Below are 17,942 nucleotides of genomic sequence, written 5' to 3'. Positions count from 1 at the left end.
GAAATAAATGCAATAAAAAACCTTCCACTTTTTAAAGGAAGGTTGAATTTAAATTGATATTTTACATACTCTTCCTAATCAACTCGTGCGAATTACGATGACTTTTAAAATTAAAACACTATTAACTATTTTAGTTTTCATTCGAGTTAAAAATAATATCATTTTAAATGATAGTGCTTTGCCCCATATGAATATTTTGAAAATTCATATTGCTATCATCTTGATTTGTGATATAATCCGCAATAAAATCTCCTACTTTTGAGGTAGTTGTAGATTTTTGCGTTTTGCGTTTAATATCTTTTGTTGTAATGCCTAAAGCAATTGATTTTTCCACAGCTCTTTCAATAGCATCTGCTTCTTCATTTAATCCTAAATGATACAACAACATTGCTGCAGATAAAATTGATGCTAATGGATTTGCAATATTTTTACCTTTTGCTTCGTAATAAGTACCATGAATTGGTTCGAACAACGCATTTCTTTCTCCTACAGAAGAGGATGCTAGCAACCCAATGGAACCTGAAATTACACTGGCTTCATCAGAAATAATATCACCAAAAAGATTCTCTGTTAAAATTACATCAAATTGTTTTGGGTTTAAAATTAACTGCATTGTTGCGTTATCAATAAACAAATATTCTAAGGTAACGTCTTTGTATTCCTCAGCTATTTTAGCTACAGTTTTACGCCACAAACGAGAGGTTTCCATAACATTTGCTTTATCAACTAATGTTACTTTTTTATTTCTATTCTGTGCCGCTTTAAATGCTAAATGAGCAGTTCTGGAAATCTCTTCAACTGAATAAACACAGGTATCAAAAGCATGTTTTTCATCTTTACTTAACTCTTTATTCCCAAAATATATTCCACCACTTAACTCTCTAAAAATCATAAAGTCGGTTCCTTTAACCACTTCTCTTTTTAAAGGTGAATTGTAAATTAAATTGTCATAAGCTTTTACTGGCTTAACATTACAGTACAAATCCAACTCTTTTCTTAAACGCAGTAAACCCTGTTCTGGACGTATTTTAGCACTAGGATCATTATCATATTTAATATCACCCACAGCCCCAAATAAAATAGCATCTGCATTTTCGCAAATTTCTAAAGTTTCCTTTGGTAAAGGATCTCCAGTTGCTTCTATTGCACAAGCTCCGATTTTAGCTTCTTTGTATAAAAAAATATGGTCATAAGCTTCTGCAACTGCATCTAATGCTTTTTTTGCCTGCGCAACCACCTCTGGACCTATTCCATCTCCTGATATTACTGCAATTGTGTGTTTCATAACTAATTATGCTTTTATGCCATTGCAATTTTAGAGGTCTTATTAACCTCTTTCATAATGGCATGAATATCGTTATCTTTAATTTCTTTTTGCTGATCTGCCATATCTAAAAAAGAGGTATAGGCTGCATCTAATTGTAATTTGGTTAATTCATAGCCAATTTTTTTAGCTCTATATGCTAAAGCTGCTCTACCACTTCTAGCTGTTAAAACTATAGCACTTTCTGTAACACCTACATCTTCTGGATCCATAATTTCGTAGGTTTCCCTATTTTTTATGACACCATCTTGATGAATTCCAGAACTGTGTGCAAACGCATTAGCCCCAACAATAGCTTTATTGGGTTGTACAGGCATTCCCATACTTTCACGAACCATGATAGAAGTATCGTACAATAATTTTGTATTGATGCTAGTTTCTAAATTTAAATATGGATGTTGCTTTAGCACCATTACAACTTCTTCTAGAGCTGTATTTCCTGCGCGTTCTCCAATTCCATTAATAGTACATTCAATTTGACGTGCACCATTAATAACACCTGCAATAGAATTTGCAGTTGCCATACCCAAATCGTTATGACAGTGGCAAGAAAGAATTACGTTTTCGATTCCTTTTACATTTTCTCTTAAATATTTCATTTTGGCACCATATTCTTCTGGCAAACAATATCCTGTAGTATCTGGAATATTTAAAACTGTAGCGCCTGCTTTAATTACTTCTTCACAAACTCTTGCTAAATATTCATTATCTGTTCTACCAGCATCTTCTGCATAAAACTCTATATCTTCTACAAAAGATTTTGCATATGAAACTGCTTTTACAGCTCTTTCAATCACCTTTTCTCTTGATGATTTAAACTTAAATTTAATGTGAGAATCACTTGTACCAATACCAGTATGAATTCTTGGATGCTTTGCAAATTTCAAAGCTTCTGCTGCTACTTTTATATCATTTTCAACAGCTCTGGTTAATCCACAAACTGTTGCATTTTTTACAATCTTCGCTATTTCTGTTACCGAATTAAAATCTCCAGGACTAGAAACAGGAAAACCTGCCTCAATAACATTTACACCTAGCAAATCTAATCTTTCAGCAATTACTAATTTTTGTTTGGTATCTAACTTACAACCTGGCACTTGCTCTCCATCTCTTAGGGTTGTATCAAAAATTTGAACTTTATTATCTTGCATAATTTGTAAAGATTATCTTTATATTTAATCAAATGTATATAATTGAAGGATAAAAAATGGTTATTTTTACAGTCCTATACGATTTCTAATGCACTGCATAAAATCATAAGTATTTTACTATCAACAATATATGACTAAAAATACTACATCAGTCAATAATCAAAACGATGCTCTATTTGTGCTTATCAAGTCTTTAACGAAGTCTGAAAAGCGACAATTTAACCTTTATGTTGGTAGATTAGGTGGTAATATTGATGCTAAATTTTTCTCGCTTTTCAAGTTTTTAGAAAAATTAAAAGCTTATGATGAAAAAGTGATCATTAATAGTGGCATTGTTTCTAAACAACAATTATCGAACTTAAAGGCACATTTGTATAAACAGATTTTGATTAGTTTAAGACTAAATCCTGCTCATAAAAACATCAGAATTCAGGTTCGAGAACAATTAGATTTTGCCACAGTTTTATATCAAAAAGGATTATACAAACAAAGCTTAAAATTATTAGATAAAGCTAAAAATTTAGCTCTTGAAAACGAAGAAAAAAATATTGCTTACGAAATTGTTGAACTTGAAAAAGTAATTGAAACTCAATATATTACCAGAAGTTTAAGCAATAGAGCTGATCAACTTTCAGTGCAAGCAAAAACACTAAGTCAGCAAAACGTAATTGCAAGCAAACTATCAAATTTATCTTTACAATTATACAGCCATTTATTACAAAATGGTTATGTAAAAAACAACGAAGAGTTAGAGTTTATTAATCAATATTTTCATAAAAGATTACCAAAGTATAATTTCGAAGATTTGGGTTTTAGAGAAAAATTATGGCTCTACAAATCGCACTTATGGTATAGTTTTTTAACTCAAGATTTTTTACAGAGTTACAAATATGCAAGAAAATGGGTAGATTTATTTAAAGAGGATAAAAGACACGTGACACAACATCCTGTATTTTACCTAAAAGGGATTAATTATTTACTAGAGGCGTCTTTTTTTGTTAAAAAACGATCTACTTTTAAAAAAGAATTAATTGCTTTTGAAAATGAAATAGAGCAGAAAATAATTCCTTCAAATGCCAATACAGAACTCCTAATTTTCGAATATTTGTATGCTAATAAACTGCATTTACATTTTTTAGAGGCTACTTTTTCTGAAGGCGAATATTTAGTTGAAATCATCAACCAAAAAATAGAAGAATATAAAAACAGGTTAGATAATCATTACATTGTAATGCTTTATTACAAAATTGCTTGCTTATATTTTGGCATGGGTAAAAACAAGCTTTGTATTGCCTATTTGCAAAAAATTATACGTTCTAAAAACTTAAGTTCGGCAGAAGATCTGCAATGTTTTGCACGTATTTTAAATTTGATTGCACACTATGAATGTGGCTTAGATTACGACTTAGAAAGGCAGTTTTTAGACACCTATAAGTTTCTTTTAAAAATGGAAAACTTGCAAGAGGTACAAAAAATATTCTTAACTTCTATTCGAGATTTAAGTGATGTTTTTCCTCATGAAATTAAGAACGAATTCAAAAAAATACATGCAAAACTAAAACAGTTTGAAGATCATCCTTATGAAAAAAGAGCTTTTTTATACCTAGATATCTTATCTTGGTTAGAAAGTAAAATACAAAACAAACCAATTGCTTTAATTATTAAAGAAAAATCAAGAAATTTAGTTAAATAATAAATTATTTTAATTTATTTAATTTATTTTTAAGAATTCCATATAAATTGAATATTTATTTAAAATAATTAGCATCTAAACCCATCAAAATAAATAATACTTCTATTTTTGTGAGGTGAATTTACTTAAATTAAATACAGATTCTTCTAAAACTACGCCTGTAGTATGTATTTCTATGAACACTATAATTCGCACAACTATTACCCTTTAGGGGTTCTGCTATATTCATATCATCAAGGTTAATTATTGTTTCGTACAAATCGAAATATCTTTATAAAAACATTACAAACTATTTATCATTTTAAAGATGAAAGTACTAAAATTCGGAGGCTCGTCAGTAGCCAATTCAGAAAAAATAAAACAAGTTTTAAGCATTATAGCCAAAACATCAGAAGAACAAAAAGTAGCAGTTGTAGTTTCTGCATTTGGTAAAACTACAGATCAATTATTAGCAGGCGCAAATGCTGCCTTACAAGATATCAACGAGGCAAAAGAAATTTTAAAAGGTATTCATGAGCTTCATTTTCAAGTTATCAATGATTTAATTAGCACCAATACAAAAGAAGTTTCTGAAGAAGTAACTTTACTTTTTAATAGGTTACAATCTATTTACGAAGGTGTTTTTTTATTGCAAGAATTATCAAACAAAACATTAGCAAAAGTTTCTAGTTTTGGCGAAAGATTATCGTCTTATATTATTGCTAATGCTGCTAAAGAAACTCTAGATGCAACTCATAAAGAAAGTAGAGATTTAATTATTACTAATGATGAGTATTTAAATGCACAAGTAAATTTTGAAGTTACAAATAAAAATATTGCTATATTTTTTCACGATAACCAACATAAAGTTACCCTTTTAGGCGGATTTATTTCTTCTAATACCGCAGAAGAAACGACCACTTTAGGAAGAGGTGGTTCTGATTTTTCAGCTGCAATTTTTGCTGCAGCTTTAGATGCTAATGAATTACAAATCTGGACAGATGTTTCTGGAATGTATACTGCAAATCCGAGAGTGGTAAAACAAGCTTTTCCTATTTCAGAAATTTCGTATGAAGAAGCCATGGAATTGTCTCATTTTGGAGCAAAAGTTTTATATCCACCAACAATTCAACCAGCCTTACGTAAAAACATTCCAATCAGAATTAAAAACACATTTGATCCTGAAAATCCTGGAACTTTAATTTCTAACGATCCTGAAAATGCACATGAAGTAAAAGGAATTTCTCATATAGACGATATTAGTTTAATTACCTTAGAAGGTGGAGGAATGATTGGAATTCCTGGTTTTTCTAAACGTTTGTTTGAAACCCTTTCTGTTGCAAAAATTAATGTAATATTTATTACCCAAGCTTCTTCAGAACACTCTATTTGTGTTGGCGTTTATGAAAATGATGCCCAAAAAGCAAAAACGCTTTTAGATGACACTTTTAGTGTAGAAATTGCACGTAAAAAGATTAAACCAGTAATTGTAGAAAATGATTTGGCGATTATTGCTGTAGTTGGTGAGAGCATGAAAAACTACCAAGGCTTGAGTGGACAAATGTTTAGCGCTTTAGGTAAAAACAACGTAAATGTAAGAGCCATTGCACAGGGTTCATCAGAAAAAAATATATCTGCTGTTATTAATAAAAGCGATGCAAAAAAAGCACTGAACACTTTACACGAACAGTTTTTTGAAGAAAAAACCAAACAACTAAATCTTTTTGTAACTGGTGTTGGTAATGTTGGCGAACGCTTTTTAGCACAAATTCATCAACAGAAGAAATTTTTAAAAGAAAATTTAAAATTAAATATTAGGGTAATCGGAATTTCAAATTCTCGAAAAATGGTTTTTGACAATTCTGGCATCAATCTAAAAAAATGGAAAGAACTTTTAGAAAATGGAGAACCAACAAGCCTAGATAATTTCCACAAAAAAGTAAAAGAAAGCAATCAAAGAAATAGTGTTTTTATAGACAATACTGCAAATCAACAAGTTTCTGAGGTTTATGAAAAGTATTTAAGAGATAGCATTTCTGTAGTTACCTGTAATAAAATTGCTTGTGCTTCTAAATTTGATAACTATAAAAAGTTAAAAGAAGTTTCAAAAAAATACAATGCTTCGTTTTTATTTGAAACTAATGTTGGTGCAGGTTTACCTATAATAGATACACTTAAAAATTTAGTAAATTCTGGAGATCAAATTCATAAGATTCAAGCGGTTTTATCTGGAAGTTTAAATTTTGTATTCAATAATTTTAATGAAAACATCACCTTTCATGATGTGGTTGCCCAAGCACAAGCAGAAGGATTTACTGAACCTGACCCAAAAATTGATTTAAGTGGTGTTGATGTAGCTCGAAAAATCTTAATTTTAGCCAGAGAAAGTGGGTACACGTTAGAGTTAGAAGATATTAAAAACAATGCCTTTTTGCCTAAGGAAACTTTAAACACTACTAATAATGATGATTTTTATCTGTCGCTAACCAAAAATGAAGCGCATTTTCAGAACATATTTAAAGAAGCGAATGACAAAGATTGTCGTTTAAAATATGTTGCTGAATTTAAAGATGGTAAAGCCAATGTTGGTTTACAACATATACCAGCTTCACACCCTTTTTATAATTTAGAAGGTAGTGATAATATTGTTTTATTTTTTACAGAACGATATCCTCAAAATCCTTTAATTATAAAAGGCGCTGGTGCTGGAGCAGATGTAACTGCGTCTGGTATTTTTGCAGATGTAATACGAATTGCTAATCAATAAATTATTAAAAAATGAAATGATTAAAGAATTCAAAACTGAAATTTTAATACTCTCTTAATCTTTGAATTTTTTAATTTTTTAATAAACAAAAAATGGATTATTTAAAAATATTTTCTCCTGCTACAGTCGCTAATGTTTCCTGCGGATTCGATTCTCTCGGATTTGCTGTAGACAACATTGGTGATGAAATGACCTTTGTAAAAACACCTCATAAAAGAGTAGAAATTACAAGTATTACAGGAGCCGATTTAACATATGATGTTAACAAAAACGCTGCAAGTGCTGTAGTACAAAAAATGTTGCAAGAAGTCAATGCAGATTTCGGAATTAACTTAACCATTCATAAAGGGTTTTCTCCTGGAAGTGGTTTAGGAAGCTCTGCTGCAAGTGCTGCTGGTGCTGCTTTTGGTGCCAATAAATTGTTGGGTGATGTTTATAATACTATTGAATTGACAAAATTTGCCATGTTTGGCGAAGAAGTTGCTTGCGGAAGCCCGATTGCAGATAATGTTGCTGCTGCCATTTATGGTGGTTTTGTATTGATTAAAAGTTACGATCCTTTAGATATCATAAAACTACCTGTTCCTAACGAATTAAGAGTTGTAGCCATTCATCCACAAATTGAGGTAAAAACAAAAGATGCAAGAGATGTTTTACCAGAAAATATTCCTTTAAAAGATGCTGTTACACAATGGGCAAATGTTGGCGGTTTAATTAGCGGTTTACATTCTAATGACTATCATTTAATTAGTAATTCTTTAGTAGATATTGTTGTAGAACCTCATCGTAAAAATTTAATTCCCTTTTTTGATGATGTAAAAAACGCAGCTGAAAAAGCAGGTGCTTTAGGCGCAGGAATCAGTGGTTCTGGACCAACAATTTTTGCCTTATGTAAAGGAGATCATAGTGCAGAAAATGTGTACAATGCCATCGAAAAAAGCTATAGAAATAAAGGAATAGATTTTGAATTATTTATTTCAAAAATTAATCACGAAGGCATAAAGATTATTAATTAACCGTCATTACGAAAGAGGAACGATTGAGGTAATCTCTTTTTTTTTTTACAGATTACTTCGTAAACTCTCAATGACATATAATATAAAAAATGAACTATTACAGTTTAAACCATAAATCGCCCAACACAACTTTTAAAAACGCAGTTGTAGAAGGATTAGCAAAAGACAGAGGCATTTATTTCCCAGAAAATATTACGCCATTGTCAAAAGATTTTATTGAAAATATTTCTGATTACTCCAATCACGAAATTGCTTTTGAAGCGATTAAACAATTTGTAGGTGATGAAATTCCGGTTGAAAAACTAAAAGAGATTATTGCCAAAACAGTTTCTTTCGATTTTCCTGTGGTTAAGGTTGATGAAAATATTGCTTCTTTAGAATTGTTTCATGGTCCAACCATGGCTTTTAAAGATGTTGGCGCCAAATTTATGGCACAATGTTTAGAATATTTCAACAAAGATAATGACGATGAAGTAACTGTTTTGGTAGCTACTTCTGGCGATACTGGTGGAGCAGTTGCCAATGGGTTTTTAGGTGCAAAAGGTGTGAATGTGGTAATTTTATATCCATCAGGAAAAGTAAGCGATATTCAAGAAAAACAACTCACAACTTTAGGACAAAACATTACAGCTTTAGAAGTTGATGGCGTTTTTGATGATTGCCAAGATATGGTAAAAACGGCGTTTTTAGATACAGATATTCAAAGAACATTAACCTCTGCAAATTCTATAAATGTTGCACGTTGGTTACCACAAATGTTTTACTTTTTCTTTGCTTACAAAGAGTTACACAAACAACATAAAGACCTTGTGTTTTCTGTACCAAGTGGAAATTTCGGTAATATTTGTGCAGGAATTATGGCACAAAAATTAGGTTTACCAATTAAACATTTTGTAGCATCAACCAATGTAAATGATACAGTACCTAACTATTTAAAAGACGGAGTTTATACTCCAAAACCATCTAAAGCAACGATTTCTAACGCTATGGATGTTGGAAACCCAAGTAATTTTATAAGAATTCAAGAATTGTTTGACAATGATTTAGAAACCTTAAAAAAATCATTTTCTTCTTATAGTTTTACGGATGATGCTACTCGTGAAACCATGGTGAAAATTTATGAAAATTCTGGATATGTTGCAGATCCTCATGGAGCTGTTGGTTATTTAGGTTTAAAAAAATATGGACTGCAAGAAAATGAATTTGGGGTGTTTTTAGAAACGGCTCATCCTGTAAAGTTTTTAGATGTTGTAGAAGAAACTTTACCCGTAAAAGTTGAAATACCTGAGCAAATACAAAAAGTAATGAATAATAAAAAAGTGGCTATTAAAGCGAGTTCTTACGAAGATTTGAAGGCTTTTTTAATGCACTAAATAATATTAAAATTCGATTTTTATAGTCCCTTCAGGTTTTAAAACCTAAAGGGACTTTTTTATGATAGAATACAAAGCATTAACAAAATTTTAACTTTGGCATCTTATTTGATTTCATTTTGCAAAAAAATCTATAATGAGTTCAAAATTTAAAATTACAATTCCTAAACCTTGTCACGAAAACTGGAATACAATGACACCTAAAGAAAAAGGTCGGTTTTGTAGTTCATGTTCTAAAACAGTGGTTGATTTTACTAAAAAAACTACAGAAGAAATTGAAAATTATGTAACAAAACATAAAAGCCAAAGAATTTGTGGCCATTTTTACAAAAAACAACTCGATACTATTGTTATTGAAGTACCACAAATTTCTTTTCAACAACAATTACCATTTCAAAAATTATTTGTGTTGTCATTATTCTTTGTAATGGGCACAAGCCTTTTTAGTTGTCAATATGCTGATGGAAAAAAACAAAAAATTGAGGAAGTTGTTATTATAGATTCTTTAAAAAATATTAAAGAAAATATTGATTCTTTGAAAAGACCCCTAAAAAAGGATACCATCATAACAGAGAAAAATAAAACAACTCGCATACCACCTACTCCTATTTCTACAATCGGAATTACAATTTATGAAACAGGTGTTAAAGAAGATAGTACCAACAATTTAAAAAATACTAAAGATATTATTGAAGTCATTGAAACTACTGGAGAATTAACAATAGAAGGCGATATTGATTATAATGAGGAAATTGAAGATGATATTATTATGGGGTATATTATTGAAGACGCTCCAAGATTTAAAGAATCAAAAAACCTAACTAAAGAAGCAGCAAAAAAATATTTTGATAAAAGAATTCAAAGTATAATTCAAGAAAATTTTGATATAACAGTGATGAAAAATTTAGGTTTACAAAATGGAAAATACAAAATATTTACCCAATTTACCATAGATAAAGATGGAAATACTACAGCTATAAAAGTTAAAGCACCACACACTAACATAGAAAAAGAAGTTAGAAAAATACTTCAAAAATTACCTCAATTTATTCCTGGAAAACAAGCTGGTAAAGTTGTAAAAACAAAATATACTTTACCTATTTCATTTTTAGTGGAGGAATAGTATTTTATTAGCAGCTCTAACAATAGCACTTCAAAAAGCTTTTACTTAAAAAACTTCAAAAATTAGGCAAACAAGTATAGCCCAGATTGAAATGGCATCCTTTTTATGCTAAACTAGATTCTGGATCTGCTAGCGGTCATAAAAATAATGCTTACATATAAAGAGATGCTAAAATTAATTCAGCATAAAAAGATATAATGGAAAGCTGGAAATAGCTTCTAAAACAAATCTTTATTTCTAATATCTAAGTAATTTCGCTTTACAAATGCAAGTATGGTTTCTAAAACTTCTCCCATATTTTTGCACTTTTTAAATTCTACATCTCCCACATAACCAATTAAATCTTTTTTGAGTTGCTCTACATTTTCTGGTTTAGAAATGGTGTCGTTTTTCATACACTCAATAATTCTTGCAGTTCTATTGGGTGTAGTTATCATTCTTTTTGCTATAAAAGAGCGTTCTTCTATTTTGTACTGTTCTATAGAGCTATTTTGCAATCTACCACCTGCCATTTCTACCATTTTAAAGTTTTCTTTCATAAACTGTAAATTGTAGACTTTTAAACTTCCTTCATAGGATTGTTGATCAAAATCTATGGCTCTAATTTTGTAGATAATTTTATCAAAATCATGAATGGGTGTTATTACATAGTTGTAAGAACGCATATCACCTAACAAACGAATCATACATCGTTCTTTAAACTTTACAAATTCTTTTGCAATCTGTGCAGTTTCTGACCTTGAACATTTGGGTAAAATATCTCTGATAAAATCATCTCCAGGAATACCAGAAATATGCTCCTCCACTAAAGTATCTTTATATACTAAATAGTTGATGTTATAAGGTGATAACAAATGCTCTAATTCTAAACCATAAACACGAGAGGCATCTGCTTTTTTTACGTAGAAATAAGTAAAATTATCGTTTAAAATATTTCTAATTTTAATTCGAAAGGGTTTAGAATTACCAAACGTACAATAATCAATAGCATCCACATTTAAAAAAGGAATGGTACTTTCATTACCATCTGAATGTAAAATGGTATATATTTTTTTTAAACTTCTATCAATTTCAATCCTATCCCATTCAGAATAATAGGTTCGTATCCAAAGTGTATCTTCATCATTTTTATCATAAACATTTACAGATCCTTGAAATCTTAATAAATCGTTGTATAAAATACTAATTTTGGTGCTTCTTTTATATTTGGTAAGAAACTCGTTCAAATCTTCACTAATAGGAAAAGTTGGTTTTTTTTTAGATATTAATTTTTGATTTTCAGTCATAATTTCTACACATATGCTACAAAAATAGTAATATTTAAATGGTTTCAAACATCTTTCCTGGCAAAGGTTTCACAACACCTTTTAGCTCCATTTGTAATAATATTGAAGACAATTGAAATAATGGAATTGCGCAGTCTAAAGCGATAACATCTAATAATTGTTTACCATTTTTTTGAAGATAATCATAAATTTTTTGTTCGTCTGTATTTAGCTCTATAAATAATTGTTTTTGAATTGGTTTCGTTGCGTTTGGTTTAATATCCCAGTTTAATAATTGTACAACATCATTTGGTGTGCTTAACACATTTGCCTTGTTGTTTTTAATTAAATTGTTACAACCTTTGCTATAAATATCTGTTGTTCTGCCTGGCACAGCAAACACATCTCTATGATAAGAATTTGCAATATCTGCAGTAACTAAAGAGCCTCCTTTTTCTGCAGATTCTATTACTATGGTAGCTTGAGAAATACCAGCAACAATACGATTACGTTTTAAAAAATTTTCTCTTAGTGGTTGTTCTTCACTCCAAAATTCGGTAAAAAAACCGCCATTTTCATTTAATTGATGGATGTATTTTTTATGTACTTTAGGATAAATTATTTCGAATCCGTGTGCTAAAACAGCAATGGTTTGTAAGTTGTTTTTTACAGCAGCTTTGTGTGCACAAATATCAACTCCATAAGCAAAACCACTTACAATTATAGGGTTGTATACTGCCAACTCTTTAATTAAATTGTTGGTAAAATCTCTACCATAAGAACTCATATTTCTTGTACCAACAATTGAAACAATTTTACGATTCTTTAAGTTGATATTACCATCCTTAAACAAGATAATAGGCCCATCAATACAATTTTGTAGATTTTTGGGATATGCATCTTCTAAAAAATAAGTGTAGGCTATTTTATTGGTATTGATATAATTAAGCTCTTTTTCTGCTGCTTTAAGGTTTTCTTTATCAAACAAATGTTTAAGTGCATATGCCCCAATACCATTAATTTTTTCTAAAATAGCCGATTTTTCTTTAAAAACTTGCTCAACATCACCTACTTTAACAATGAGTTTTTTTGCAAGAATATCGCCAATAGCCTTACTTTTTTGCAATCGTAAAATAGCCAGTAATTTTTCTTCTTTCAAAACGCTAACAATTTGATAACCAAGATATCGAATTTTTGTTAATAAAAATCACCTTAAAAGCTTCTTTTTATTGCTAAATATTATAATTTTGTTAATATGATATTAGCCAACTACATTAACGATTTATTATACAGATACGATTGTGTTATTGTACCTGATTTTGGTGGTTTTGTAACCAACAGAAAAGGTGCTAATTTAAATAAGGATACACATATTTTCTATCCTCCATCAAAGCAAATTACATTCAATAGTCATTTAAAGGTTAGTGATGGTTTGCTTGCCAATTACATTGCCTCTGCTGAGCAAATTTCTTTTGAAAAAGCGGCTACAGCCATTAGTTTGTCTGTTATAAAATGGCAAAATGAAATTCAAAAAAAACCTTTAGAAATTGGTAATATTGGTGTTTTAACCTTAAATAATGATGGTAAAATTATTTTTGAACCAACCACAAACGTTAATTATTTATCAGAATCATTCGGTTTATCTGCTGTACAATCGCCAGCAATACAAAGGCCTAAAGAAATTGTAAAACCTTTGATTCCTGTTGTAGACAAAGAAAATCAAAAAGGAATTCCTGCATTTATTAAATATGCGGCTACTGCTGCCATTTTACTTACATTAGGTTTTGCTGCAAACAATGCTTATCAACAAAACCAACAAGAAGAAGTATTAGCCAAACAAGAAAAGGCTTTAGAGAAAAAAATACAGGCAGCTACATTTGTAATCTCTAACCCTTTACCAACCATTGAATTAAATGTTTCTAAAAAAATAGCAAAACCTTACCATGTTGTAGCAGGTGCTTTTCAGTTTGCAGAAAATGCCAAAAAGAAAGTACAACAACTTAAAAAGCAAGGATATAATGCTAGTATTTTAGGAGTAAACAAATGGGGGTTAACAGAAGTTGCTTTTAATAGTTTTGCTGATAGAAATGATGCGATAAATAACCTGTATAGAATACAAAAAACGGTTTCTAAAGATGCTTGGTTATTGACAAAAAAATAACCTTTTTTACATGGCTATCCTTATCTTTGTACAAATTTACAAGATGGAAGCAAAAACACCTAAAGAATCTTTAACGGTACTTACAGATTTAGTTTTACCTGGAGACACCAACTATTTAGACAACCTTTTTGGAGGTGAGTTATTAGCAAGAATGGATAGAGCTTGTAGTATAGCTGCAAGAAGACATTCTGCAAGAATAGTAGTTACTGCATCTGTAAATCATGTAGCTTTTAATAAATCTGTACCTGTAGGTAGTGTGGTTACCTTAGAAGCAAAAGTTTCGAGAGCCTTTAAATCTTCTATGGAAATTTATGTTGATGTTTGGATAGAAGACCGACAATCTGGACAAAAAACAAAAGTAAACGAAGGTATCTATACTTTTGTAGCTGTAGATGAAACAGGAAAACCTGTACAAATACCTCAAATTATACCTGAATCTGATTTAGAAAAGGAACGTTTTGAAGGTGCTTTGCGTCGTAAACAACTTAGTTTAATATTGGCCGGAAAAATGCAACCAGATAAAGCTACAGAATTAAAAGCTTTGTTTAAATAAATAAAAGAGTATGTACGAATTTTTAAGTAATTATAAAATTATAGGATCGATTATTGTTATAATCTTTGGTATTTTAATTCGTTTTTTAACGTCTAAATCTTTACGTAAAATCCGTGTTAATTTCGATTTTCAAAAATCTAGAATGGTTGTAATTTATAAGATTATAACTTTCTTAATTTATTGTACAATAATTGTTTTAATCGCCTTTATTTGGGGTGTAGATGAAAAACAACTCATTGTGTATATCTCTTCTTTTTTAACCATTTTAGGGATTGCATTTTTTGCGCAATGGTCTTTACTCTCTAACATTACTGCAGGTTTAATTTTATTTATCAATTATCCTGTAAAAATAGGAGATACCATAACCATTCTAGAAAAAGATAATGATACTGTTGGCGAAATCATTGATATTGGTGCTTTTTTTATCACTTTAAAAACAGATGAAAATCATATGATTACCATTCCTAATAGTATTATACTGCAAAAAAACATAAGCTATAAAACCAAATAATTTGCAACAGATACCAAATCAAAAGCATTTTTATTAGTTATTGTAAAAAATAGGGTAAAAAGTAATAAAGCTATTTTTTAGCCATCCAAGAAGCCGGATTTAAACGAGTTGTGTTTTTAAACAATACAAATATCAATATTGTTTTATTTTTTACTTTGTCTTTAAAAATACTGCCTATTTTTTGGCCAGTTGCTATTGGATCACCTTTCTTAACATAAGCACTTTCTAAATTATTATACGATGTTATGTAACTACCATGTCTTATCATTACATTTTTAGTACCACCAGAACCCACTAAAACATTTAATACTTCTCCATCAAAAATAGCTTTTGCATCACTTCCTTCTGATGTTGCAAAATGAACACCTGGACTACTAATTGTAATTCCTGGAAATATTGGGTGAGGCTGAACCCCAAACCTTCTTACAATTAACCCTTCATTTACTGGCCAAGGTAATTTTCCTTTATTTTGTTCAAACTTTGCTGCTAAGGCTTTTGCCTCAGGACTTAAAATAAATTTAGTGTTTGTTTTAGAAACCGTCTTTTTGTCTTTATTTTTTGCCCTTGCAATTCTATTTGCTTTAGCGATTTCTTCTTTAATAATTTTATCGATTCTCGCTGCAATAATTTTATCTTCTTTAACCTTTTTCCTAAGTTCTCGTTTGTATTTGCCTTCTTTCTTTTTAATGGTAGCAATTAAACTCTCTTGTTTTTTCTTGTCAGACTCTATTTCTTTTTTTTGATTTTTTTCTACTAAAACTAAAGTGTCTTTTACTTTTTTTTGATACAATAAAGAATCGTTTAATTTCTCTATTACTTGTTTTTGAACCTCAATTTCTTCACCTTGCTTTTTTCGAAACTTGGTGTATTGCTTCATATATTCTAAGCGTTTGTAAGCTTGATAAAAATTTTGTGAAGACAATAAAAACATAGCCCTACTTTGTTGCGATTTACTTTTGTAAGACTTGTAAATCATCTCAGCATAATCTGCCTTAAGTACTTCTAGGTTTTTATTGAGTTTGTTAAGTTTTGTTTCGTTTTTTGAAATTGCATTCAGTAATAATTTTGCCTCTAAATTTATAGTGTTAATTAATTTATTTCTAACATCAATTTTTTGATTGATATCGTTTAAATATTCCAACGCATTTTTTTCTTTTTTAACCTCTGTAGATAACAATCTGTTTAATTGAGCAATCTCTGATTTGTATTTTTTTCGTTGATTTTCTAACTGTGCTTTGGTTTGACCCAATACAGAAAAATGCATCAAAATGAATAAAACAAAGAAGATATAAAACTTAAAAGATTGCATTAAAAACTTAACTTTTTTAATGAATTAGGCATATTAAAAGACATAAAAACCTCAGTATCGAAAACAACTGATTTATACACTAAATCGATTTTAGTTACAGATTTTGGGTTTTTTGCCATAATACTTACAGCAGATGGAAACACGGTATTTTGAATTAAATTATACGAAGGATAATTTACATCTAATCGTAAGTTTTTTTCAGTATTCACAATATTTTGTTCATCTAATTTAAAATGAGCAGGGTTTATGGTAAAAAAAATATCAAACAATTCAGCTTGTTTTTCTGGTGATAAAATGTACCGATTATTAACTATTTCTACTTCTTGATCTATTTCTTTTACATTTAATAAAGATTGTCCTAAAAACAAGTTTTGTAACTGTTCAAAATTAATTGCAACCCCTAATAGTTTTTCTATCATTGAAAAATCGCCCTCAAAAGAATTTTTAAAAACTGTGGAGTAGTAACGCACAGTTGTTGGTGTAATTTCAGCTTTAAAAACGGTTAAAAACTTTGATCCTTTTAACCAAATTACCTCATCTTTCTTAATTTTTAAATTAACAGTTAATCCTTGTGAGGTTTTACCATTATCAAAATTTACCTTGAGTTTGGCATCTACTGTTTTTTTATCAAAATTAGCAGCAACGTGTTTTTTGGCAACTTTTCTTGCAGAAATATTTTTTGCTATAGCATTGGCATCAATCATATTTTTGGTTGTTTTACAAGATGTAAAAAGTACTGTAAAAAAGAGAATGTATTTTAAAAACTTCATTTTAGCTTTTTAATTTGTTAGCTTTTTGTTGATATTTATGTTCTTCTTTAGCATTGCCCAAACCCTTATAGGCTTTTGCCATTTCTTTATAAAAATCAACCTCCATTTTATCTTCTATTACAAAATCAATACCATTCTGTAACGTAGTTAATGCCTGTTTATGATTTTTCTGAGTATTTAATGCTTTTGCTTTTACCAGATACACATAAGGTTGTGCAGGGAAAAGAGAGATTCCTTCATTTGCATATTTTAATAATTGAGAAGGATTATCCTCAGAGATTTTTAAAATCTTTTCTAAAATTACATAAGATTTATCCGATTCAAATTGATTAATTAATCCTGCAACATCATTAGGCTTATCAAGTTTTTTTATGATTTTTTTTCGATTTTCTAAATTCTTTCGTAATTTTTTTAAGTTAGCTGATAGTGCATTTTCATTTTCCAATACATTCATTAAAGAAATTGCTTTATCAAACTGCCTATTATACACATACAATCGCACTAAGTATGCTCTTTCTTTAGGGTTCTCAGCTATAACTTTTAGTTGTACTTCAATTGCTTTTTTATAATTTCTTTCTTTTTGATGAATTTTAACCAAGTGTTTTAACATCCAAACATTATTTGTCTCTTTTGCTAATGCTCTTTGAATGTATTCTTTTGCTAATAAGTTGTTATTGAGCGAAAAATAATTTTTAGAGAACTCAAAAAAAACGGCAACATCATTGGCTATTATTTGATTACAATTTTCTAAAAATTCTATAGCTTTTTGATGATTACCAATTGATTTTTGAGATAAAGCCTTAAAAAAAAATTGCTGGAATTTTAATGCTGCTGCTTCATTTACATCTTCCTTTTCAGGAATACTATCTTGCGAAAAAGAGGCATGAGAAAAAAGAACACACCATAAAACAAAGAAAACAGTTTTAAAAGGTGCTGTTTTTGTTTTT

15 protein-coding genes are annotated in these 17,942 nt (G+C 29.7%); 8 read left to right on the top strand and 7 right to left on the bottom strand.

Annotated features, from left to right (window positions below):
• Positions 1-163 precede the first annotated feature (163 nt).
• Together leuB and ACTG3V_RS10640 are read right to left on the bottom strand one after the other, a co-directional pair.
• Positions 164-1,285: a 3-isopropylmalate dehydrogenase gene (gene leuB / locus ACTG3V_RS10645; RefSeq protein ID WP_439132147.1), complete on the bottom strand. Its 1,122-nt coding sequence runs from the start codon at positions 1,283-1,285 to the stop codon at positions 164-166.
• Between the two features lie 14 nt (positions 1,286-1,299).
• Entirely contained in the window at positions 1,300-2,475 is a 1,176-nt protein-coding gene (locus ACTG3V_RS10640) for a 2-isopropylmalate synthase (RefSeq protein WP_439132146.1), read from the bottom strand.
• A gap of 130 nt (positions 2,476-2,605) precedes the next feature.
• Here ACTG3V_RS10640 and ACTG3V_RS10635 point away from each other — a divergent pair, with 130 nt between their 5' ends.
• The 5 genes from ACTG3V_RS10635 to ACTG3V_RS10615 all read left to right on the top strand — a co-directional run bounded on the left by ACTG3V_RS10635 (position 2,606) and on the right by ACTG3V_RS10615 (position 10,426).
• The gene (locus ACTG3V_RS10635; protein WP_439132145.1) at positions 2,606-4,168 is read left to right on the top strand and encodes a hypothetical protein; all 1,563 of its coding nucleotides are present in this window, start codon (positions 2,606-2,608) and stop codon (positions 4,166-4,168) included.
• Between the two features lie 307 nt (positions 4,169-4,475).
• Positions 4,476-6,914 (top strand): bifunctional aspartate kinase/homoserine dehydrogenase I, encoded by a 2,439-nt coding sequence (thrA, locus tag ACTG3V_RS10630; protein ID WP_439132144.1) that lies wholly within the window; start codon positions 4,476-4,478, stop codon positions 6,912-6,914.
• 92 nt (positions 6,915-7,006) lie between these two features.
• Positions 7,007-7,930 (top strand): homoserine kinase, encoded by a 924-nt coding sequence (locus ACTG3V_RS10625; protein WP_439132143.1) that lies wholly within the window; start codon positions 7,007-7,009, stop codon positions 7,928-7,930.
• A gap of 89 nt (positions 7,931-8,019) precedes the next feature.
• Positions 8,020-9,303, top strand: coding sequence for a threonine synthase (thrC, locus tag ACTG3V_RS10620; protein ID WP_439132142.1), 1,284 nt, complete (start codon positions 8,020-8,022; stop codon positions 9,301-9,303).
• A 136-nt stretch (positions 9,304-9,439) separates the two neighbouring features.
• Entirely contained in the window at positions 9,440-10,426 is a 987-nt protein-coding gene (locus ACTG3V_RS10615; protein WP_439132141.1) for an energy transducer TonB, read from the top strand.
• 218 nt (positions 10,427-10,644) lie between these two features.
• On the opposite strand, the gene ACTG3V_RS10610 is transcribed toward ACTG3V_RS10615, so the two are convergent.
• Both ACTG3V_RS10610 and dprA read right to left on the bottom strand, forming a co-directional pair.
• Positions 10,645-11,712 (bottom strand): hypothetical protein, encoded by a 1,068-nt coding sequence (locus tag ACTG3V_RS10610; protein ID WP_439132140.1) that lies wholly within the window; start codon positions 11,710-11,712, stop codon positions 10,645-10,647.
• Positions 11,713-11,746: 34 nt separating this feature from the next.
• Positions 11,747-12,850 (bottom strand): DNA-processing protein DprA, encoded by a 1,104-nt coding sequence (gene dprA / locus ACTG3V_RS10605; RefSeq protein ID WP_439132139.1) that lies wholly within the window; start codon positions 12,848-12,850, stop codon positions 11,747-11,749.
• Between the two features lie 96 nt (positions 12,851-12,946).
• On the opposite strand from dprA, the gene ACTG3V_RS10600 reads away from it, so the two are divergent.
• The 3 genes from ACTG3V_RS10600 to ACTG3V_RS10590 are packed head-to-tail and all read left to right on the top strand — an operon-like array spanning position 12,947 to position 14,916.
• On the top strand, positions 12,947-13,852 hold the full coding sequence (locus tag ACTG3V_RS10600) for an SPOR domain-containing protein (protein WP_439132138.1): 906 nt from the start codon (positions 12,947-12,949) through the stop codon (positions 13,850-13,852).
• 43 nt (positions 13,853-13,895) lie between these two features.
• Positions 13,896-14,405, top strand: coding sequence for an acyl-CoA thioesterase (locus tag ACTG3V_RS10595; protein ID WP_439132137.1), 510 nt, complete (start codon positions 13,896-13,898; stop codon positions 14,403-14,405).
• Between the two features lie 10 nt (positions 14,406-14,415).
• The gene (locus tag ACTG3V_RS10590; RefSeq protein WP_439132136.1) at positions 14,416-14,916 is read left to right on the top strand and encodes a mechanosensitive ion channel domain-containing protein; all 501 of its coding nucleotides are present in this window, start codon (positions 14,416-14,418) and stop codon (positions 14,914-14,916) included.
• Between the two features lie 70 nt (positions 14,917-14,986).
• Here the strand turns inward: ACTG3V_RS10590 and ACTG3V_RS10585 are convergent, their stop codons facing one another.
• From ACTG3V_RS10585 to ACTG3V_RS10575, 3 genes are all read right to left on the bottom strand, one after another.
• Positions 14,987-16,180, bottom strand: a complete 1,194-nt coding sequence (locus ACTG3V_RS10585) for a murein hydrolase activator EnvC family protein (protein WP_439132135.1) — start codon at positions 16,178-16,180, stop codon at positions 14,987-14,989.
• Between the two features lie 44 nt (positions 16,181-16,224).
• Positions 16,225-16,995 (bottom strand): DUF4292 domain-containing protein, encoded by a 771-nt coding sequence (locus tag ACTG3V_RS10580; RefSeq protein ID WP_439132134.1) that lies wholly within the window; start codon positions 16,993-16,995, stop codon positions 16,225-16,227.
• 1 nt (position 16,996) lies between these two features.
• Positions 16,997-17,942: tetratricopeptide repeat protein (locus tag ACTG3V_RS10575; RefSeq protein ID WP_439132133.1), on the bottom strand; the 946-nt coding region annotated here is incomplete at its 5' end.

The organism is Polaribacter sp., from assembly GCF_965660385.1.
In the GTDB taxonomy this organism is placed as follows: Bacteria; Bacteroidota; Bacteroidia; order Flavobacteriales; family Flavobacteriaceae; genus Polaribacter.
Note: the sequence above shows the minus strand (reverse complement) of the source record. Positions and strands in the feature narration are given on the sequence as shown.

Bases quoted from the DNA above. Each gene is read 5' to 3' on its own strand.
- leuB (WP_439132147.1), bottom strand. From the start codon at position 1,285: ATGAAACACACAATTGCAGTAATATCAGGAGATGGAATAGGTCCAGAG.
- ACTG3V_RS10640 (WP_439132146.1), bottom strand. From the start codon at position 2,475: ATGCAAGATAATAAAGTTCAAATTTTTGATACAACCCTAAGAGATGGA.
- ACTG3V_RS10635 (WP_439132145.1), top strand. From the start codon at position 2,606: ATGACTAAAAATACTACATCAGTCAATAATCAAAACGATGCTCTATTT.
- thrA (WP_439132144.1), top strand. From the start codon at position 4,476: ATGAAAGTACTAAAATTCGGAGGCTCGTCAGTAGCCAATTCAGAAAAA.
- ACTG3V_RS10625 (WP_439132143.1), top strand. From the start codon at position 7,007: ATGGATTATTTAAAAATATTTTCTCCTGCTACAGTCGCTAATGTTTCC.
- thrC (WP_439132142.1), top strand. From the start codon at position 8,020: ATGAACTATTACAGTTTAAACCATAAATCGCCCAACACAACTTTTAAA.
- ACTG3V_RS10615 (WP_439132141.1), top strand. From the start codon at position 9,440: ATGAGTTCAAAATTTAAAATTACAATTCCTAAACCTTGTCACGAAAAC.
- ACTG3V_RS10610 (WP_439132140.1), bottom strand. From the start codon at position 11,712: ATGACTGAAAATCAAAAATTAATATCTAAAAAAAAACCAACTTTTCCT.
- ACTG3V_RS10600 (WP_439132138.1), top strand. From the start codon at position 12,947: ATGATATTAGCCAACTACATTAACGATTTATTATACAGATACGATTGT.
- ACTG3V_RS10595 (WP_439132137.1), top strand. From the start codon at position 13,896: ATGGAAGCAAAAACACCTAAAGAATCTTTAACGGTACTTACAGATTTA.
- ACTG3V_RS10590 (WP_439132136.1), top strand. From the start codon at position 14,416: ATGTACGAATTTTTAAGTAATTATAAAATTATAGGATCGATTATTGTT.
- ACTG3V_RS10585 (WP_439132135.1), bottom strand. From the start codon at position 16,180: ATGCATTTTTCTGTATTGGGTCAAACCAAAGCACAGTTAGAAAATCAA.
- ACTG3V_RS10580 (WP_439132134.1), bottom strand. From the start codon at position 16,995: ATGAAGTTTTTAAAATACATTCTCTTTTTTACAGTACTTTTTACATCT.